Source organism: Streptomyces sp. NPDC047079 (assembly GCF_040643755.1).
Classification (GTDB): domain Bacteria; phylum Actinomycetota; class Actinomycetes; order Streptomycetales; family Streptomycetaceae; genus Streptomyces.
In genome coordinates, this window is record NZ_JBEYUZ010000006.1 from 1 (window position 1) to 21,167 (window position 21,167).

Genomic DNA, 21,167 nt, shown 5'->3' on the forward strand with positions numbered 1-21,167 from the left:
CAGACGCCGTCGGCGTTCCGGTCGCTGGTGTCGGCGGCGGCAGTGGGGGACGAGCGGATCGGCCGGCTGGCGCTGCGGTCGGTGATCTTCGCCGGCGAGAAGCTGGAGATCGGCGAACTCACGCCCTGGACCGAACGCTGGGGCCTTGGACGGGTCGCCCTGGTCAACATGTACGGGATCACCGAGACCACCGTCCACACCACCTACCACCGCCTGACCCGGCGCGACTTCGACCAGGGCGCCGGCAACCCGATCGGCAGGCCGCTGAGCGACCTCACCATCCATCTGCTCGACGCGGACGGCCACTTGGTGCCCGACGGGACCCGGGGCGAGATCCATGTGGGCGGCCCGGGTGTGGCCCGCGGCTATCTCGGGCGGCCGGAGCTGACCGCGGAACGCTTCGTGCCCGACCCGTTCGGCCCGCCCGGCTCCCGTCTGTACAGGTCGGGCGACCTGGCCCGCCGCCGCCCGGACGGCAGCCTGGACTTCCTCGGCCGCGCCGACGACCAGGTGAAGATCCGCGGCTACCGCATCGAACTGGGCGAGATCGCGACGGCGCTCACCGCCCACCCCGGGGTGCGGGAGGCTGTGGTGATCGCCCGGGAGGACACCGGCGGCGGACCGAGCCTCGTCGCCTACGTCGTACCGTCCGGCGAACAGGACCTGGACCCCGCGCAGGTGCGGGGCCTGCTCGCTCGGGACCTGCCCGACTACATGATTCCGGCCGCCTACCAGGAGATCGAGCGGATCCCGCTGACGGCCAACGGCAAGCTCGACCGGCGCGCCCTGCCCGCCCCCGACCGCACCGCCTACGCCCGCTCCCACTACGTCGCCCCGCGCACCTCGCTGGAGCAACGGGTCGCGGACCTCTGGCGGGACGTGCTCGGCGCCGACCGGGTCGGTGTCCAGGACCGCTTCTTCGACCTCGGCGGTGACTCCGTCAAGGCCGTGGCGGTCGTCGGCCGGATGCGGGAGGCCGGACACGACGTCACGGCGCGCGACATGCTCGAGCACCAGACGATCGAGGCCTTGACCGCCCGTGTGGCGGACGGGCCGGCCCCGGCCCCGGGCGTGGCGCCGGTGGAGCCCTTCGCGCTGCTTGCCGGGACCGACCGGGCCGCCCTGCCCGCCGGTGCCGTCGACGCCTATCCGCTCACCCAGACCCAGACCGGCATGCTCGCCGAGATGCTCTCGGCCGGGGACGGACCGCTCTCCTACCACCGTGTCTCCTCCGTGCGCCTGGGCGCCGACGAGCCGTTCTCCCGCGAGCCCCTCCAGCGCGCCGTGGAGGAGCTGATCACCCGGCACGAGGCGCTGCGCACCTCGGTCGACGCCGAGTCGTACAGCGTGCCGCTGCAACTGGTGTGGGCCACGGCCCCCGTCCCGCTGCGCGTGGTCGACCTGACCGGCGCGGACGAGCAGGAGCGGGAGCGGACACTGCGCCGGTTCCTCGACGAGGAGAGCCGCACACCGCTGCCGCACGGCACCCCGCCGCTGCTGCGCCTGACCGTGCACCGGCTCGGGGACGGCGACTGGCAGCTCACCGTCACCCAGTCGCACCTGATCGTGGACGGCTGGACCTTCAGCCTGCTGCGCCGTGAACTGCTCGCCCTGTACCGGGCGTTCCGGGACGGCGAGCGGATCCCGGCGTACGAGCCGCCCGCGGTCCGCTTCGCCGACACCGTCGCCGCGGAGCTGACCGCCCTGGAGTCCGACGAGGACCGCGCGTACTGGCGTGAGGTGGTGAGCGGCCATCCCCGGTTCGTCCTGCCGGACGGCTGGGGCGACGTTCCCGGATCACCGCGGGCGGGCTACCAGCTCCGCGTCCCGCTGCGCGACCTGACCGGCCGGCTGCGGGACCTCGCGTCCGCCGCCGGTGCCCCGGTCAAGAGCGTGCTGCTCGCCGCACACCTGAAGGTGCTCGGCAGGCTGACCCCGGAGCGGCGGTTCTCCTCCGGGGTGGTCACCCACTGCCGGCCGGAGGCACCGGGCGCCGAACGTGTCTACGGCACCCACCTCAACACCCTGCCGTTCCCCGCCGGGCCGCTGCCGGCGACCTGGCGGGAGCTGGTGCGCGACACCTTCGAGCGGGAGCTCGAGGTGTGGCAGCACCGTAACTTCCCGATGCCGGCCATCCAGCACCAGTTCACCGACGGGGCCCGGCTCGTGGAGGTGTACTTCAGCTACGAGGACTTCGGCACCCCCGACACCGCAGCGGCCCCCACCGCGGGCGAGCGCTCGATGGGCTTCAGCCACGACGAGTTCCCGCTCGCCGTCACCGCCGGCGACGAGGAGATCATCCTCGACCTCGACAGTCACGCGGTGAGCAGCGCCAACGGCGAGCGGCTCGCCTCCCTGTACCGGGCGGTCCTTCAGGCCATGGCGGCCGACCCGGACGGAGACGCCAGGTCGCCCCTGCTGCCTCAGGGGGAGCGGGCCCGGCTGGAGGGATGGTCGGCCAACCCGGCCACTCCGCCCGCCTGGTGCCCGCCCGACCGCTTCGAGCAGTGGGCCGAGCGCACCCCCGAGGCACCGGCGCTCGTGGTGGACGACCTCGTGGTGTCGTACGGGGAACTCGACGCCGACGCGAACCGGATGGCCCACGAGCTGCGCGCCCTCGGGGTCGGCGCCGACTCGACGGTCGGTCTGCTGCTGGGACGCGGGCGTGGCCTGCTGACGGCGCTGCTGGGAGTCTGGAAGGCGGGAGCGGGCTATCTTCCCCTGGACCCGTCCTTCCCGCCGGAGCGGCTGACGTACATGCTCTCCGACTCGGGCGCCACGGCCCTGGTCACCGAGTCGGCGTACACGGACGGCGACGCCTGGACCTTCGACGGGCCCTGCGTCCTGCTCGACCGGGACCGGGAGCGCATCGACGCGCGGCCCGCCACCGCGCCGGAGCGCACCGGCGACGCCGACGGTATCGCCTACGTGATCTACACCTCGGGCTCCACCGGCCGCCCCAAGGGCGTCCAGATCCCCCACCGCGGGCTGGCGAACTTCCTCCGATACCTCGTGGACACCTATCTGGCCGACGGGGCGCACGGGGCGCCGCTGTTCTCTTCTGTCGCCTTCGACATGGCGGTCTCCGGCCTGCTGGGCCCGCTGATGGCGGGCCTGCCGGTGCATGTGTTCCCGCACGGCCGTCAGCTGGACGAGCTGGGCGCCTGGATGGCCAAGAGCGGTCCCTTCGACTTCATCGAGCTGACTCCCGGTCACCTCGATCTGGTGTCCGCCCAGTCGGGCGGCGCCGCGGCGAGCGCCGTCACCCGCGCCCTGGTGGTCGGCGGGGAGACGGTGACCGCCCGGAACGTGGAGCAGGCCCGTCCGCTGCTGGGCGGCGGACGGATGGTCAACTCCTACGGACCGACCGAGGCGTCGGTGACGACCAACGAGTTCGTCGTCACCGCGTCGCACACGGGCGACGGCCTGCCCATCGGAGGCCCGCTGCCGGGTGTCACCGCCCATGTCCTGGACGAGCGGCTGGACCCCGTCCCGCTCGGCGTGACCGGGGAACTGTACGTCGGCGGAGCCGGCCTGGCGCGCGGCTACGTCAACCGGCCGGAGCTGACCGCCGAGCGGTTCGTCCCCGACCCCTTCGGTCCGCCCGGTGCCCGCCTCTACCGCACCGGAGACATGGCACGGGTGCTGCCCGACGGGAACATCGACTTCCTGGGGCGCGGCGACGGGCAGGTCAAGATCCGCGGCCACCGGGTCGAACTCGGCGAGATCGAGGCCGCGCTCACCGCGCACCCCGACGTCACCGACGCCAGGGTGGTGCTGTGGGGCGAGCGGCCGGCCGAAGCCCGGCTCGTCGCCTACCTGGTCGCGGGCGAGCGGGGCGCACCGACGGCGGAGGAACTGCGCGGGGAACTGGCCCGGCACCTGCCCGAGTACATGGTCCCCTCGGCCTTCGTCCCCCTCCAGGCGCTTCCGCTGACAGCCAACGGCAAGCTGGACCGGCGGGTCCTGCCCGCCCCGGACGACACCGCCTTCGCCCGGCGCGCCTACGACGCTCCCCGCACCCGGACCGAGCGGTGGCTCGCCGGGGTGTGGGCCGAGGTCCTGGAGGCCGGCCGGGTGGGGCGCCGGGACCGGTTCTTCGCCCTGGGCGGCCACTCCCTCCTGGTCTTCCGGGTCCTGGCGGCGGCACGCCGCGAGCGGCTGCCGCTGTCGCTCCTGATGCTCTACCGCGACGACAGCCTGGAGGCGGTGGCCGCGGCCATCGACGAGGCCGTCACCGCGGCGGGTACGTCCGCGGCGGGCGACGCCGCCGCTTCCGCGACGGCCGCCCCCTCCGCCTCCGGCGCCACCTCGTCCGGATTGTCCCTGCACCACGCGCAGGTTCCCGGTGTGAGCCTCGCGGTGATCGCCGAAGGCGAGCTGGTGGCCGTCGAGACGCACGGGGTGCGCTCCGCGGGGGCCGCCGGGGACGTCACCCCCGAGACGCCCTTCCAGGTCGGGTCGGTCAGCAAACTGGTCACCGCGCTGGGAACGCTGCGCCTGGTCGACAAGGGCCTCCTGGACCTCGACGAGGACGTCAACGCCTACCTCCGTGGCTGGCGGCTGCCGGACGGCACCGGGATCACGCTGCGCCACCTGCTCGGGCACCTGGCGGGCCTCGCACCCACCCCGAGCACCGGGCAGCCGCACGGGGAGCCGCTCCTCGCGCTGCCGGAGCTGCTGAACGGCCGGCATCCGCAGGCCGGCCCGCCGGTCCGCCCGGAGCTGGCGCCCGGCACCGTGTTCCGCAAGGCCAATGTCCACTACTCCGTGGTCCAGCAGGTGCTCACGGACGCGACCGGCGAGAGCTTCGACGCGTTGATGCGCCGCCTGGTGTTCGAGCCGCTGGTCATGACGGCCAGCAGCTTCGACCAGTGCTACCCGGACGGCGCCGGCCGTGCGGTGGCCGGCGGGCACGACGAGGCCGGACGCCCCGTCGAGGGCGGCTGGCGGCTGTGGCCGGACACGGCCGCGGCGGGCCTGTGGACCACCGCGGCCGACCTGGCCAAGGTGCTGCTGGAGATCCGCCGCTCCCGGCTCGGCAGGCCGCTGGCCCTGCTGCGGCCCGACACCGCCCGGCTGCTGCTGACCCCGCAGCATCCGCACAGCGCGTACGGCCTCGGAGCAGTCGTCGACGACCTCGGCACGGACGTCCAGTTCGGGCACGGCGGTGCGGGCGGCGGCTACCACGCCCTGGCCATGTGCCGCATCGGGCAGGGCAGCGGCTTCGTCGTCCTCACCAACAGCGACGCGGGCGACGCGGTGGCCAGACGCTGCGTACCGCTTCTGGAGTCCACTCGGGCCGGGGAGCGGTCCCGGTGAGCGCGGTGGACGGCGGGCCGGTCGTGGAGTCCCGCCCGCGGCCGCCGGGCAGACCCCTGCGGCGCAACCGCGACTTCCTGCTGCTGTGGGTCGGCGCGGGCCTGTCCGTGCTGGGTGATCGCGCGGCCACCGTGGCCTTCCCGCTGCTGATGATCTGGTACGGGAACTCGCCCGGCGAGGCAGGTCTGGTGGGGTTCGCCGGGCTGCTGCCGATGCTGCTGTTCCAGCTTCCGGCCGGGGTACTGGTCGACCGGCTCGACCGCCGCACCACGATGATCGTCTGCGATCTGGCCGGTCTGCTGGCGATGGCCGGTCTCGGTGCGGCCCTGCTGTGCGGGAAGCTGTGGCTGCCGCACATCATGGCCGTGGCGTTCGTCGAGGGGACCGCCTCGATCTTCTACCGGCTGTCGGAGCGGGCGGCCGTGCCCCACGTCGTCGACGACGGCCAGGTTTCCACCGCCCTCTCCCAGAACGAGGCCAGGTCCCGTGCGGCCGGTCTGCTCGGACAGCCGCTGGGCAGCGCGGCGTACGGGTGGGCCAGGTGGTCCCCCTTCTTCACCGCCGCGCTCGGCCATCTGCTGGCCCTGGTGAGCCTGTTGTGCATCCATGGCAGGTTCCAGACCCCGCGTGAGCCCGCCCCGTGGCGGCCGCGCGCCGAACTGGCCGAGGGCTTCCAGTGGTTGCTGCGCCAGCGCTTTCTGCGCTCGGCCATCACCCTGGTCGCGGTCACCAATGTGCTGTTCCAGGCGCTCAGTCTGGCCCTCGTGCTGATCATCAAGGAGGGCGGCGGATCACCGGCCGCGATCGGACTCGTGGGCGTGGTGTCGGGCATCGGCGGCGTCGTGGGAGCCGTCGGCGGCTCCCGTGTCGTACGGCGGCTGAACCCCGGCACCGTCATGATCGCCGTCTTCTCGGTGTGGGCGCTGCTGATGCCGCTCGTCGCCCTGACGTCGAACGTGTTTCTGCTGGGTGCGCTGTTCGCCGGCACCTCCTGCGCCGGCGCGGTGCTGAACGTGATGGCCGGGGTGTACCAGGTACAGGCCACCCCGGACGAGTTGCAGGGCCGAGTGGGCGGCGTCGCCGGCCTGCTCAGCTCCGGCGCCGGTTCGCTGGGCGCCCTGGCGGGGGGGTACGCGCTGGGCCGCCTCGGCTCGACGGGCACCGTGCTGGCGGTCGGGGCGGTCATGGCGGCGACTGCGGTCACCGCCGCGCTGATCCCGGCGGTCCGCGAAGCCAGGCGGCCGGACGGCCCACCGGAACCGGAAGCCACCGCGAGGCGGCCGGACGAGAACCCGGACGTACGGCCGTACGAGAACCCGGACGTTCGGCCGCACGAGAAGCCGGACGTACGGCCGCACGAGAACCCGGACGTTCGGCCGCACGAGAAGCCGGACGTATGGCCGCACGAGAAGCCCGAAGCGCGGCCGGACGAGAAGCAGGGGAAGCGGCCGGACCAGAGGCCGGGAAAGCCGTCGTCCGACATCGAGTGAGCACCACGGTATAGCCCGGCTATCGGCCCGCTATCGGCGAACTGACCAGCATCTGCGGAGTCGGGCCGCGGGGCCGGCGCGTGACCGGACCCTACGCCGGGGCCGGCCCGAGCACCGCCGATCCATGGGGAGAAACCATGCATGCGTCAGATCCGTCCGCGGCGGGGCCGCTCCACCGGCTCTTCGCCCGCCGGGCCGCGTCGAACGCCGGGTCCGTCGCCGTCGCCGACGGCGAGCGGGAGCTGACGTACGAGCAGCTCGACGGCCGGGCCAACCAGTTGGCCCGGCTCCTGCTGAGCGCCGGTGCCGGAGACCGGGTACCGGTCGCCGTCCTGCTGCACCGGGACGTCCGGCTCGCCGTCGCCCTGCTGGCCGTGTGGAAGGCGGGGGCGGCCTACGTCCCCCTCGACCCCGACCACCCGGCCGCCCGCACGGAGGGCATCCTCGCCGACACGGGCGCGACCGTCGTGGTGACGGAGCCGCAGTTCGCCCACCGCATCCCGGACGGTGTCCGCCCAGTGGTGGTGGACCCCTCGTTCACGGCGCTCGACGGCCTGCCGTCCGAGGACCCGGACGTCGCCATCACCGGCGTGCACCCGGCGTACGTGCTGTACACATCGGGTTCGACCGGACGTCCCAAGGGCGTCGTCGTCACCCACGAGGGCCTCGCCAACCAGGTCGCGTGGCGGGTGCGCACCCACCGGCTCGGCCCCGGCGACCGGGTGCTGCACAAGACGCCCGTCACCTTCGACGCCGCCGGCTGGGAGATCTTCGCCCCGCTCATCAGCGGCGGCACCGTGGTGATGGCCCCCGTCGGCGCCGAACGCGACCCGGCCCTGCTGGTCCGCACCGTGACCGAGCGGCGGATCACCGTCCTCCAGGTCGTGCCGTCGCTGTTGCGGATGCTCGTGGACGAGCCGGGCTGGTCGGCGTGCACCACCCTGAGACTGCTCTCCTCCGGCGGTGAACAACTGCACGCCGAGCTCGTACGGCGCTTCCTGCGGTGCGTGGAGGACGCTCCCGCCGACATCGAGGTGTGGAACACCTATGGCCCCACGGAGTGCTCCAACGAGGTCGCCGGGCACTGCTTCGACCCCGTGCAGCGCTCGGGCCCCGTGCCCGTCGGCACCCCCGTCGACGGCATCCGCTTCCTGATCGCGGACTCGGAGGGCCGGCCGGTTGAGCCCGGCCAGAGCGGCGAACTCCACATCGGCGGCATCGGGCTGGCGCAGGGATACCTCGGCCGCCCCGACCTCACCGCGGAACGCTTCGTACCGGATCCGTACGGGCCGCCCGGCGCCCGGCTGTACCGGACCGGCGACCTGGTGCGGGAGCGCGCCGACGGGGCCCTCGTCCACATGGGCCGCGCCGACGACCAGGTGAAGGTCAACGGCGTCCGTATCGAACCCGGCGAGGTGGAGGCCGCCCTCGAGGCGCATCCCGGGATCCACGAGGCCGCCGTCACCTCCTTCACCGCCCCGGGCGGGGGGACCCGGCTGGCCGCCTACGTCCGTCACCGGGAGGGCGGCGGCACACCGGACCCCGACGAACTGCGCCGGTTCCTCGCCGACCGGCTCCCGCAGAGCCATCTGCCGTCCGTCTGCGTGGCCGTGGAGTCCTTCCCCAGGACGTCCAGCGGCAAGCTGGACCGGCGGGCGCTGCCCCCGCCCGAGGCACCGGGCGAGCCGGTCACCGCGCCCGCAGGGGAGGCCGAGGAACTCGTCGCCGGGCTGTGGCGCGAGGTGCTCGGCGTCGACGCCGTCGCCCCGCACGACGACTTCTTCCGGCTCGGCGGCTCCTCCCTCCAGCTCACCCGTCTCGCCAACCGGCTGCGGACCGCCACCGGCACGCCCGTCGAGGTGTCCCGGCTGCTGCGGGCGACCACGGTGGCGGCACAGGCCCGCCTCCTGGAGCCGGACGGCGACCGGACGCCGCCCGTGCGGCCCGTACCGCGCACCGGCCCGCTGCCCGTGTCGCCGGGCCAGCGCCGGCTGTGGCTGCTGGAACAGATCAACCCGCGCGGGCGCGAGTGGGTGACCGGGGTGCTCCTGCGCGTCCCCGCGGACGACCCGGACGAGCGTGTCCAGGCCGCACTGGACGTCCTGAAGGCCCGTCACGAGGCGCTGCGCACCCGGTTCGTCACCGGTGGCGACCCGGCCGGGGAGCCGTCGCAGGTCGTCGACGCTCCGTCCCCCATGGAACTGCACGTCGTCACCACCCCGCGCGAACGTGTCGCGGAGGTGGTCGAGCGCAGCGCCCGGGAGGGCTTCGACCTCGCACAGGGGCCGGTGGTCCGGGCGTTGCTCATCGGCGCCCCCGAGCGGGAACCCGCCGACGCACGCGGCGAGCGCCGACTCGTCGTCCTGATGCACCACATCGTCGCCGACGGCTGGTCGGCGACCGTCCTGCGCGAGGAGTTCGAGGAGGTGCTGCGGGCGCTGCGGGAGGGACGCGAACCGCGGCTGCGCACGCTGCCGGTGCAGTACGCCGACTACGCGGTCTGGCAGCGGGCGCGCCTGACCGAGGACCTGGTCGGCCGCGAACTGGCGTACTGGAAGGCCGCACTGGACGGCTCCGAACCCCTCACGCTGCCCACTGACCGGCCCAGGCCCCCGGTGCGGGACGCGCACGGCGCGATCGTCACCTTCACCGTGCCCGCCGCGGTCGCCGACGCCCTCGGAGAGCTGGGCCGACGCGGCGACGCGACCCCCTTCATGGTGCTCCTGACGGCGTTCTCCACCCTGCTGGCCCGCTACACCGCCCGCTGGGACGTGGTGATCGGCTCCCCCGTGGCCGGCCGGGAACGCCCGGAGATCGAGGGCGTCGTGGGCTTCTTCCTCAACAGCCTGGTGCTGCGCTGCGCGCTGGACGCCTCGCTCACCTTCGCCCAGGCCCTGGACCGCGTGCGGGACGTCTGCAAGGAGGCGTTCGGCCACCAGGAGCTGCCCTTCGAGGAGCTGGTGGCCGAACTGGCACCCGAGCGCGACCCCTCGCGCACCCCGCTCTACCAGGTGGCGTTCGACTACCACGACGAGGCGCTGTCGGGCTCCGCCGCCGACACCACCGACCTGGACGCGGTGACGGGCGTGTCGTCGGTGGCGAAGACGGACCTCACGCTGTACATGCGCAGACAGGCGGACGGCACGCTGCTCGGGGCGCTCGAGTACGCCACCTCGCTCTTCGAGCACACCACCGTCGAGCGGATGGCGAGCCACTTCGGGCAGCTCCTCGCCTGTGCCTCCGCCGCACCGCAGCGCCGCCTGGACAGCCTGGATCTGCTGTCCGACGCCGAGCGGCGCGCGCAGGCCCGCCGGAACGACACCGGGGCGTCCGCGCCCGCACGGTCCGTACCGGCGCTGTTCGCCCAGGCGGCAAAGGCCGACGGAACACGCCCGGCGCTGGTCGCGGACGGCACCACGGTCACGTTCGCCGAACTGGAGAGCCGCGCGGCCCGCCTGGCCCGGCATCTGCGCGCGCGAGGGACGGGACCGGAGTCGGTGGTCGGCGTCCTGCTGGACCGCGGTGTGGAGCTGCCGACCGCGCTCCTCGCGGTGTGGCAGGCGGGCGGCGCCTATCTGCCGCTGGACCCGGCGACCCCCGCCACCCGGGTGGGACAGGTGCTGGCCGACGCCGGGGTACGGGTCGTGGTGACGCAGGCCGCCCACAGGGGCCTGCTCGCCCCCCACTTCACCGGCGAGGTCATCGCCGTCGACACCGACGCGGCCGCGATCGCGGCCCACCCGGGCGGACCGCCGGACCACCCGGCTCACCTGGACCCCCGGCACGGCCGGGACCTCGACCTGCTGGCCTACGTCATCTACACCTCCGGATCCACGGGCCGGCCCAAGGGCGTCCAGATCACCCACGGCGGCCTCGTCAACCACGTCCGCTGGGCCGTCGACGAGCTGACCGCACGCGGCGGCTCGGGCGCTGCGCTCTTCTCCTCCGCCGCCTTCGACCTCGTGGTGCCCAACCTCTGGGCGCCGCTGCTGGCGGGACAGCCGCTGCACCTGCTCCCGCACGACCTGGACCTGTCCGAACTGGGCCCGCGCCTGGACGCGGTCGCGCCGCTGTCTTTCCTGAAGCTGACGCCCGGTCACCTGGAGATCCTCTCCCGGCAACTGGATGCCGACCGGCTGGCCCGGCTCGCCGGGGTCGTCGTCGCGGCCGGCGAGACGCTCCCGGTGAGCCGGGCGGACACCTGGGCACGGATCCTGGGACCCGGCAGACTGATCAACGAGTACGGCCCCACCGAGACCTCCGTCGGCGCCTGCACCCATCCGGTGACGGCCCCGGTGACGGGCGGATCGGTGCCCATCGGACGCCCGCTGCCCGGTGTCACCATGCAGGTGCTGGACGACCTGATGCGTCCGGTGCCGGTGGGGGTCGTGGGCGAGCTGTACATCGGGGGCCTCGGTGTCGCCCGCGGCTACGCCGCCCGTCCCGAGCTGACCGCCGCGTCCTTCGTGCCCGACCCGTACGGGCCCGCCGGTGCGCGTCTGTACCGCACCGGGGACCTGGCCCGGCGGCTTCCGGACGGCGACGTCGACTTCGTAGGCCGGCGCGACGGCCAGGTGAAGATCCGCGGCCACCGTGTGGAGACCGGCGAGGTCAAGACCGTTCTGGAGACCCATCCCGCGGTGCGGGAGGCCGTCGTGGTGGTGGTCGAGCACGGCGGCGTCACGGGCCTGGCCGCCTACTGGGTGCCCGCCTCCCCGGCCGAGGCGTCCGCGCACCCGCGCGAGGAACTCGCCGCGTACTGCGCCGGGAGGCTCCCCGACTACATGGTGCCCACCACCTTCACCCCGATCGGGACCGTCCCGCTGACCGCGAACGGCAAGCTGGACCGGGCCGCGCTGCCCGACCCCCGGCAGGAGGCGGCGGAGGCCGACGAGGAGCCGCGCGGCGTCGTCGAGGAACGGCTCGCGGAGATCTTCGAGGACCTTCTCGGCGCACGGGCCGGCAGGCACACCCACTTCTTCCGCGGCGGCGGCAACTCGATCCTGGCGATCCGGCTGATCGCGGAGATCCAGCAGGCGTTCGACATCGATTTCCCCGCCAGGGCCGTCTTCGAGGGCAGCACCGTGGCGGAACTGGCCGCGGCCGTCGAGGCGGAGGTGCGGGCCGAGGTCGGGCGGATGACTCCGGCGGAACTACTCGCGCGGGCCCGGCAGCTCGACGAGCAGGACCCGGGCGAATGACAGCAGCAGACCGGGACACCCCCGCGTCGCACAGAAAGCGAGAAGGTATGACCGAAGAAGAGTACGTGTCCGCGCTCCTGACCTTCATCAAGGAGGAGTTCCTCCCGGACGACGCCCGGGCGGAGTTCACGGACACCTATCCGCTGATGGAGTCGGGAGTACTGGACTCGCTGCGGGTCGCGCTCCTGCTCAGCCACATCCGGGACGAGCTGGGCCTGTATGTGTCGCCGGCGTGGATCGACACCGAGCACTTCAAGGACGTCCGGACCATCGCCCGGATGCTGCACGAGCTGTCGACGGCGGGCGAGACCGAGGAGAAGAGCGCATGAGGGCGGACTTCGACGTCGCGGTGATCGGCGGCGGCCCCGCCGGTTCGACGATGGCCTCCTACCTCGCGCGGGCCGGCCTGTCCGTGGTCGTCTTCGAGAGCGAGACCTTCCCCCGCCCCCACGTCGGCGAGTCGCTGGTGCCGGCGACGACGCCGGTGCTGCACGAAATAGGCGCGCTGGAGAAGATCGACGAGGCGAACTTCCCGAAGAAGTACGGCGCTTCCTGGACCTCGGCCGAGTCGCGGGACATCCCCCGGCTGGGATACACCGGGCTCAGCCACGGCTGGACCGCCGACATCGCCTTCGTCGAGCGAAACCAGCCGGGGGTCGACCGCGACTACACCTTCCACGTGGACCGCGGACGCTTCGACGCCATCCTGCTGCGCCACGCGGACGAGCAGGGCGCCACGGTGCTGAACGGAGTCCGCGTCCTCCAGGTCGACTTCGAGGACCCCGAGGCGGTACGGCTGACCACCCGCATGGCCGGCAAGGAGACGGACGTCACCGCCCGGATGGTGGTCGACGCCTCGGGCCGCTCGACCCTGCTGGGGCGGCAGCTCAAGGTGAAGGTCGCCGACCCGGTCTTCGACCAGTACGCCGTCCACACCTGGTTCGAGGGCCTGGACCGGGAGGGGATCGCCAGGGACGCCGCCCAGGTCGACCACATCTTCGTGCACTTCCTGCCCATCAAGGACACCTGGGTGTGGCAGATCCCGATCACCGACACCATCACCAGCATCGGCGTGGTGACACAGAAGAAGCGCTTCGCCGCCGCATCCACCGACCGCGAGGGCTTCTTCTGGGACTTCGTCGCCGGTCGGCCCGAACTGCACGACGCGCTCAAGGACGCCCGCCGTATCCGGGAGTTCAAGGCCGAGGGCGACTACAGCTACGCGATGAAGCAGATCTGCGGCGACCGGTTCGTCCTCATCGGGGACGCGGCACGGTTCGTCGACCCGATCTTCTCCAGCGGGGTGAGCGTCGCCCTCAACAGCGCGCGCATCGCCGCGCAGGACATCATCGCCGCCCACGCGGCGGACGACTTCGGCAAGAAGCGGTTCGAGACGTACGAGACCAAACTGCGGCGGGCGGTGATGTACTGGTACGAGTTCATCTCGATCTACTACCGGCTCAACGTCCTGTTCACCGCCTTCGTCCAGGACCCGCGCTACCGCATCGACGTCCTGAAGATGCTCCAGGGCGACGTGTACGACGGCGAGGAGCCCAAGGCCCTCGCGGCCATGCGGGAGGTCGTGGCGGAGGTGGAGAAGAACCCCCGCCATCTGTGGCACCCCTACCTCGGCACCCTCAGGGCACCCGCCTCGGCGCCCGCCTTCTGACCCGGCAACGCGCAAGGGCCGCCCACCGGAAGCGGAATCCGGTGGGCGGCCCTTCGACTGGTCACGCCAGGGGCCAGGTGCGGAACTGCCGCATGCCGTACAGCAGGGGAACACGCTCGCCCCGCCGGGTGACCCGGCGGATCTCCCCGTACACCGACACATGGTCGCCCATCCGCTGGGCCAAGCGCACCCCGCAGTCGGCGACGGAGTGGGCGTCCCGGGTCAGATGGGGCCCGCTCGCCTCCGGCCCCGTCTCCCAGGGCACCCGCTCGAAGCGGCGGGGGTCGCCGGAGGCGAACAGCTCCGCGGTGCCCCGGGCACCGGAGTGCAGCAGGTTCACCGCGAACCCCGCTGAACCCAGCACCGCGTCCAGGGTGGGGCTGCCCTGCCGCAGGCACACCAGCAGCACCGGGGGCTCCAGCGAGACACCGCACAGCGACGAGCAGGTCATCCCGCGCGGCGTACCGTCGGCATCGGCCGCGGCCACCACGGCGACGCCCGTGGGGAACCCGCTCATCAGCGCGCGGAACTCGTCCGGTGACGCCATGCCCCGCTGCCGCTCGCCGGCAGGTACGGAACCGGCCGGGGCGGGCGACAGCGGCCCGCCCCGGCCCGCCCGACGGGAGAGACCGCTCACGGCTGGTGCATCCGCGAGAAGTAGGTGTACGCCTCCGGCAGGGTCCGGGTCAGCTGCTCGGTCTTCTCCCGGATCGCGTCGAACTCCCGCTGCGCCGCGGAGAAGTCGGCGAGCCCCAGGGCGGGCGACGGCTTGACGTCGATGCCGCCCATGCCGAGCAGGATGCACATGTACGAGTACGGCGGCAGCCCGTGGTAGTACGGGAACACGGTCTCGCTGTCGGGCAGTTGGGCACGCCACGACGCGATGCGCTCGGCCAGCCCGTCCGGGAGCGGACGGGTCTTGGTGTCGCGCCAGTACTGGTTGTCGGAGCGCTTCGCCGCCGCGTAGTGCAGCGCCAGGAACTCCCGTACGCCGTCCATGACATGGGCCACCGCGGCGTTGTACCGGTCCCGGTGACCCGGGTCCCAGTCCGGTCCGGGGAAGTTCTTCACCAGTTGCTCGATCGCGTGGTGGATGAAGAAGATGCCCGTCGACTCCAGCGGCTCGACGAACCCGCTGGACAGACCCACGCCGACACAGTTGCGCACCCAGGAGTTGCGGCTGCGGCCGATCCGCATCCGGATGTGGTTGGCCTCGGCGTCGGCCGCCGCCGGGCCGACGAACGTGCGCAGGGTGCGCTCGGCCTCCTCCGGCGACAGATAGTCCCGGGCGTAGACGTATCCGGTGCCCACCCGCCCCATCAGCGGAATCGTCCAGATCCATCCGGCGTCCTGCGCGGTGGCGGTGGTGCAGGGACGGATGCCGCGCTTCTCCATGTCCATCGGCACCTGCAAGGCGACCGCGCTGTCGTTGGGCAGGGTGTCCTGGTACGAGACGAAGGGCTCCTCCAGGGCCTGGTTCAGCAACAGGCCGCGGAAGCCGGTGCAGTCCACGAACAGGTCGCCGGTGAGGTCGCCGTGCTGGGCGGTCCTGACCCCCCGGATCCAGCCCCGCTCGTCGAGGTCCACGCTCGTGACGTCGTCGACGACGTGCCGGACGCCGCGCTCCACCGCGTACCGGGTCAGGTACTTGGCGAGGAGGGCCGCCTCGAAGTGGTAGGCGTAGGGGAACTGCGTCTTGCCCTGGTGCTCGGACATCGTCAGCCCCTGCATCTCCTCCGCGTTCTCGTCGAAGGGCTGGTCGAGCAGGGTCCCGTCGAGTCGGCGCGGGCTGAGCCCCGCGTCGATGACCGAGGCCATCACGAAACAGTCCTTGTCGAACCGCTCCGTGGGGCCGTTGTGCAGCCACCAGTCGGTCAGCGGAAAGCCGTTGACCGACCGTATCTGCTCGAAGGGGTGGTAGAAGTAGTGGCCCTTCTCCCGCCAGTCCTCGAACCGGACGGCCAGTTTGTAGGTGGCGTTGCAGGCCGGCATCCAGTCCTGCTCCTTGAGCCCCAGGAACTCGAAGAAGTGCCGGATGTCGCTGAACGTCGCCTCGCCGACACCGATGGTGCCGACCTTCCCCGACTCCACGAGGGTGAGGTCCACGCGGTCGCCGAAGGCGGCCTTGAGGTAGGAGGCGGTCATCCAGCCCGCCGTGCCGCCGCCGACGATCACGACTCTGTTGCGCATGTGTGTCCCCAATCCAGTGATTCCACGTAGGTGTTCCGTGCGCCGGCGTCCTACGACCGGGCGGACAGCAGCTCCGCCAGGTGCTCGCCGATCGCCGCGACAGTGGGCTGGTGCCACAGCAGTGCGGCCGGCAGCTTGTGGCCGAACCGCTTCTCCAGGCGCCTGCGGACGACGATGGTCAGCACTGAGTCGAGGCCCTGCTCCACCAGCGAACGGCGTACGTCGAGCGAGGCGAGCGGCAGGCGCATCTCCCCGGCGATCTCGGCGGCGACCTCGTCGAGCAGACGCTCCCTCAGCTCCTGAGGCGCCAGCTCGGCATACGACGGGCCGTCCGCGGCCTCGCGCGCGGGGGACACGTCGGGGCCGTCCGCGGGAAGCATCTCGCGCAGCACCGGCAGGCGCTCCGCGCCCGGCGCCGGCACCACTCCGAGCACGGGGAAGCAGCCGGGGCCCCGGCGGGCCGCGTAGTCCCAGGCCGCGAACGCCTCGGCGGGCGTGATGTCGGTGACCCCGCGCTCCCTCAGCTCCCGGTCGACGACCTCGTTGACCGCCATGCCCTGGCCACGCCACGACGTCCAGGCGAAGCTGGTGGCGTCACCGGCCCCGCCGGCCTCGGCGGCGACCGCGTTGCGGTGCCGGGCCAGCGTGTCGAGGAAGGCGTTGGCCGAGGCGTAACTGGCCTGGCCGGGCAGGCCGAGCAACTGGCCGCAGGAGGAGAACAGGACGAAGAAGTCCAGGCTGCCGGCCGGGAACAGCTCGTGCAGCACCCGGGCACCCTCCGCCTTGGGCCGCATGACCGCGCGCAGCGAATCCTCGTCCACCTGCGCGACGAGCCGGTTGTCCAGCACCCCCGCCGCGTGCACCACGCCCCGCACCGGCGGCAGCCCGAGGGCGTCCGGCGCGAGGACCCGGGCCGCCTCGGCGGCGTCGGCGATGTCCAGGGCCACCACGCGGACGGTGACGCCCCTCGCCTCCAACTCCCTGACGGCGGCGACCCGCTCGGCAGTCGGCCCGTCGGTGACCGCGTCCCAGCCCGAGCGCGGGGGCAGCCCGCCGCGCCCCGCCAGGACCAGGCGCCGGGCACCGCGCTCGGCCAGCCGACCCGCCACCCGAAGGCCCAGCGTGCCGAGACCGCCGGTGACGAGATAGGTGCCGTCGGCTCGGCAGCGAAGCGGCTCCCCGGTGGCATCCCCGGCCGGGCGCGCCAGCCGTGCGACGAGGGCGGCCCCGTCCCGGACCGCCACCACGTCCTCGCCCGGGGCCGCGCGCAGCACCTGCAGCAGCGGCTCCAGCGCGTCCGCCGGATCGTCCGCGGGAAGGTCGACCACCCCGCCCCACAGCTCACCGTGCTCAGTGGCGACGATCCGGCCGAGGCCCCACAGGGCGGCATGCGCCGTCGACGCGGCGTCGCGGCCCTCCCGCACCCCGGCGGTCAGCGCCCACAGCCGGGGGAACACCGTGCCGGCCGCGCCGGCCAGCCGCCGGGTGACATCCAGCAGCAGCCAGGCACCGGCCGCCGGGTCGGGGCCGGTCTCACCCGGCGCGGGAAGGGCCGGCAGCACGATGACGTCGGTCGTGGCGCCGAGGCCGGGCAGACCGTCCAGTTCGGCGGCGCTCTTCAGGAGCCGTACGGCGGCCCCCTCGTCGGTGAGCCGCTCTCCGAGGGCGGCCGCCACGGGGGTGTCGATCGCGCCGACCAGGACGACGTCCTCGACCCCGCGCCCGCTCCGTGTGCCGTCGCCGAGGTCGGCGGGCCGCCATTGGACCTCATGGACCAGTTCCCGCGCCGGTGCGGCGCCCGCCGGACCCCGGCCGACACTCGCGTAGCGCACCCCGCGCAGCGCGGCGACCACCTGGTCGTCGGCCCCGGCGACCAGGACGTCCACCGTGTCGGTGCCGGGATCGTGGGTGACGCGGACGCTCATCGCGGCACCGGCCGCCGGGGGCGCGGACAGGACGCGTACCTCCGCCGCTCCCGCGACCATGCGCAGCGTCGCCGGGCCCGGGTAGGCGCTGGGGGCGATGGACAGGGCGGCGTCCAGGATCGGGGCCCAGGTGGCGGGCGCCCGCTCCGGCTGCTCGGCCCGCACCCGGGCGTGCAGCACGCCGTCGGCCCGTAGCAGGGTGTGCACGGACCAGTCGAAGCCCATGGTGGGGACGCCCACGGAGGCCAGATGACGCAGTATCCCGGCCGGATCCGCGGCGATCGCGCCGACGGGTGCCGGAGGCAGTGTGCCGAGCGGTGTCGCCTCATCGGCGGCGGTCACGGCGGTGGTGTGCACGAGCCAGTCGCCGTCGCCGCCCGCGGCGCGGGAGGCGATCCGTAGGGTGTCGTCCTCGGACACCACCTGGAGTTCGCGCCGCTCGTCGACGGTCAGCGGCACCTGAAGCGCGACCTCGCGCAGCGCCCCGGCCGAGGCGTCGCCCGGCACGCCGAGGAAGGTGTTGAGCAGCACGGCCGCGGGGACGATCTCCACCCCGTCGATGGTGTGGCTGCCCGGGTAGGGGCGGTTGGCGTCCTCCAGGTGGGTACGCCACAGCTTGAGCGGGCGGCCGGACACGGACACCGGCGCGCCCAGCAGGGTGTGGGAGTCGACGTCGTGCTCCAGGCCTCCTGCGGCGGCGGGCGCGGAGGTGTCGCGCCAGTGCGGCTGCCGCTGCCAGGGCGCCGTCGGCAGGGTGACCAGGCCACCAGAAGGGTGCAGCCGGGCCCACTCCAGCGGCAGGCCCGCGGTGTGCACGGCGGCAAGCGCCGAGCACAGGGACACCGGCTCGGGCTGGTCGCGGCGCAGCGAGGAGCCCACGAACACGTCCTCGACGTCCAGGTCCCCCAGCGTCTCGTTGAGGGAGTGGGCCACCACCGGGTGGGCGGAGATCTCCAGGAACGCCCGGTAGCCGTCCTCCGCGGCGGCCCTGGTCGCCGCCGCCAGGCGGACCGTGTTGCGCAGGTTGGCCGCCCAGTAGGCGCCGTCCGCGGCGGGCGTCCGGCGCGGGTCGGGCAGTGCGGTGCTGTACATCCGGATGTGCGGCGTGCGCGGAGACAGGTCGTGCGCCGCGGTGGCGAGGTCGTCCACGAGCGCGTCCATCTGCGGGCTGTGGAAGGCGACGTCGGATGCCACCCGCCGCACCTGTACATCATCGGCCCGCCATGCGTCGATCAACGCCTCGACGGCCGCGCGGTCGCCGGAGACGACGGTGGAGCCCGGCGAGGCGGAGATGCCCGCCACGACGTCCTCCCGGCCGCCCAGCCGCTCGACGGTCTCCTCGAGGGACAGGCCCACCATGGCCATCGCGCCCTGGCCGGCCACTCGCCGCAGCAGCCGCGAGCGGCGGCAGATCAGCTTGGCGCCGTCCGTCACGGACAACGCCCCGGCGGTCACGGCCGCCGCGATCTCCCCCACCGAATGACCGATGACGGCCTCCGGTTCCACCCCGTACGACCGCCAGACCGCGGCCAGTCCGATCTGCACCGCGAAGATCATGGTCTGGATGCGGTCCACGGTCTCGAAGTCGCCGTCGAGCAGCACCTGCCGCGGCGAGAAGCCGATCTCCTCCTGGAAGACGGGCTCGAGTTCGTCGATCGCCTCCGCGAACGCGGGCTCAGCGGCCAGCAGTTCGCGGCCCATCCCGGCCCATTGCGAGCCGTGGCCGGAGAAGACCCAGACCAGTCCCCGGCCCCGGTCGGCCGGGACGGTGCCGACCACCGCCTGACGGGACTGCTCGCCGTCGGCGACGAGGCGCAGCGCGGCGACCAGCTCCGCTCGGTCCGCGGCGACGAAAGCGGCCCGGTGCTCCAGGTGGGAGCGGCGCAGCGCCAGGGTGTGACCCACCGCGTCCAGACCGGCGTCCCGCCCGGCGCCGGTGAGCCATGCGGCCACATCCCGTGCGTAGGCGCGCAGTCCCGCCCGGGACCTGGCGGACAGCGGGAACAGCCGTACGGCATCCGCGCCGTCGGCTGCCGGCGCCTGGGGTGTCCTGTCGACCGGTGCCTGCTCCAGCAGGACGTGGGCGATCGTGCCGCCGTAGCCGAACCCGGAGACGGCGGCGCGTCGCGGCCGGTCGCGGTCCGGCCAGGGGGTGCGCTCGGTGACCACGCGCAGTCCGTTGTGCTCCCAGTCGATCGCGGGGTTGCCCTTGCTGTGGTTCAGGGTCGGCGGGATCTCGCCGTGCGACAGGGCGAGTACGGCCTTGAGCAGGCCGGCCGCCCCCGCCCCGGCCTCCAGGTGGCCGATGTTGGGCTTCACCGAGCCGATCAGCAGCTCGCCGCCGGCCGTGCGCCCGGAGCCGTACACGGCGGACAGCGCGCCCGCCTCCAGCGGGTCGCCCAGCCGGGTGCCGGTGCCGTGCGCCTCGACGTAGTCGACGCTGCCGGCGTCGACACCGCTGCGGCGCAGGGTCTCCTCGAGCAGTTGCCGCTGGGCCGTACCGCTCGGCGCCATGATGCCGTTGGTGCGGCCGTCCTGGGCGACGTGGCTGCCGCGGATCACGGCGAGCACCCGGTCACCGTCGCGCCGGGCGTCTGCGAGGCGCTTGAGGACGAGCACGGCGCCGCCCTCGCCGCGCCCGTAGCCGTCGGCCGACGCGTCGAAGGGCTTGCACCGGCCGTCCGGCGCGGTGGCGCCCGCGGACTCCAGGGTGAGCGACAGCCCGGGTCCGACGATCAGGTTCACCCCGCCGACGAGGGCGATGCCGCTCTCCCCGGTGCGCAGGCTCTGACAGGCCAGATGGGTGGCGACGAGCGAGGCGGAGCACGCGGTGTCGACCGCCATGCTCGGGCCGTGCAGGTCGAGGGCGTAGGAGATCCGGTTGGCGGCCGCGCACAGGGCGCTGCCGATGCCCGTCCACGCCTCGATCGTCGGGAGGTCCTCCAGCAGCCGTCGCCCGTAGTCGTCCGAGCCGATCCCGACGAAGACCCCGGTGTCGCCGCCGGCCAGGCTGTGCGGCGGTATGCCCGCGTGCTCCAGCGCCTCCCACACGACCTCGAGCAGCAGCCGCTGCTGCGGGTCCATCAGCTCCGCCTCCCGCGGGGAGAGACCGAAGAAGGCGGAGTCGAAACCCTCGATGTCGGTCAGGAAACCGCCGGGGATGTCGGCGCGGCGGACCGCGGCACCGTGCCGGGGCCCGAGGGCCCGGTAGCCGGCCCAGCGGTCCTGCGGCATCGCGCCGATGCCGTCGCGGCCGGAGAGCAGCATGTCCCAGAAGGCGGCGGGAGAGTCCGCGCCGCCGGCGAGCCGGCACCCGGCCCCGATCACGGCGATCGGTTCAACAGCAGACACTGGTTTGTCTCCTTGCCTT

At 73.5% G+C, this 21,167-nt stretch carries 8 protein-coding genes; 5 read left to right on the forward strand and 3 right to left on the reverse strand.

Features of this window, described 5'->3' with window-relative positions; genetic code table 11:
- The 5 genes from ABZ823_RS11010 to ABZ823_RS11030 all read left to right on the forward strand — a co-directional run.
- Window positions 1-5,322, forward strand: a 5,322-nt coding sequence (locus tag ABZ823_RS11010; protein ID WP_361656898.1) for an amino acid adenylation domain-containing protein, incomplete at its 5' end; no start/stop codon positions are given.
- Window positions 5,319-6,812 (forward strand): MFS transporter, encoded by a 1,494-nt coding sequence (locus tag ABZ823_RS11015; protein ID WP_361656901.1) that lies wholly within the window; start codon window positions 5,319-5,321, stop codon window positions 6,810-6,812. The genes ABZ823_RS11010 and ABZ823_RS11015, both read left to right, overlap by 4 nt.
- A gap of 137 nt (window positions 6,813-6,949) precedes the next feature.
- Entirely contained in the window at window positions 6,950-12,013 is a 5,064-nt protein-coding gene (locus ABZ823_RS11020; RefSeq protein ID WP_361656904.1) for an amino acid adenylation domain-containing protein, read from the forward strand.
- A gap of 47 nt (window positions 12,014-12,060) precedes the next feature.
- A complete protein-coding gene (locus ABZ823_RS11025) occupies window positions 12,061-12,342 on the forward strand; it encodes an acyl carrier protein (protein ID WP_361656907.1) in 282 nt (93 codons plus the stop codon).
- Window positions 12,339-13,682 (forward strand): NAD(P)/FAD-dependent oxidoreductase, encoded by a 1,344-nt coding sequence (locus tag ABZ823_RS11030; RefSeq protein ID WP_361656910.1) that lies wholly within the window; start codon window positions 12,339-12,341, stop codon window positions 13,680-13,682. Before ABZ823_RS11025 ends, ABZ823_RS11030 begins: the two co-directional genes overlap by 4 nt.
- Before the next feature lie 61 nt (window positions 13,683-13,743).
- On the opposite strand, the gene ABZ823_RS11035 is transcribed toward ABZ823_RS11030, so the two are convergent.
- Genes ABZ823_RS11035 through ABZ823_RS11045 form a run of 3 tightly spaced genes read right to left on the reverse strand, consistent with a single transcriptional unit; the run spans window position 13,744 to window position 21,148 of the window.
- Entirely contained in the window at window positions 13,744-14,319 is a 576-nt protein-coding gene (locus tag ABZ823_RS11035; RefSeq protein ID WP_361656913.1) for a flavin reductase family protein, read from the reverse strand.
- Window positions 14,316-15,872: a tryptophan halogenase family protein gene (locus ABZ823_RS11040; protein WP_361656915.1), complete on the reverse strand. Its 1,557-nt coding sequence runs from the start codon at window positions 15,870-15,872 to the stop codon at window positions 14,316-14,318. Before ABZ823_RS11040 ends, ABZ823_RS11035 begins: the two co-directional genes overlap by 4 nt.
- A 50-nt stretch (window positions 15,873-15,922) precedes the next feature.
- Window positions 15,923-21,148 carry an acyltransferase domain-containing protein gene (locus ABZ823_RS11045; RefSeq protein ID WP_361656917.1) on the reverse strand — a complete coding sequence of 1,742 codons (5,226 nt, stop codon included), beginning with the start codon at window positions 21,146-21,148 and terminating at the stop codon, window positions 15,923-15,925.
- Window positions 21,149-21,167 lie beyond the last annotated feature (19 nt).

What these genes read in the sequence shown, in the direction of transcription:
- ABZ823_RS11030 (WP_361656910.1), top strand. Translation starts at nt 12,339, where the DNA reads ATGAGGGCGGACTTCGACGTCGCGGTGATCGGCGGCGGCCCCGCCGGT.
- ABZ823_RS11020 (WP_361656904.1), top strand. Translation starts at nt 6,950, where the DNA reads ATGCATGCGTCAGATCCGTCCGCGGCGGGGCCGCTCCACCGGCTCTTC.
- ABZ823_RS11040 (WP_361656915.1), bottom strand. Translation starts at nt 15,872, where the DNA reads ATGCGCAACAGAGTCGTGATCGTCGGCGGCGGCACGGCGGGCTGGATG.
- ABZ823_RS11025 (WP_361656907.1), top strand. Translation starts at nt 12,061, where the DNA reads ATGACCGAAGAAGAGTACGTGTCCGCGCTCCTGACCTTCATCAAGGAG.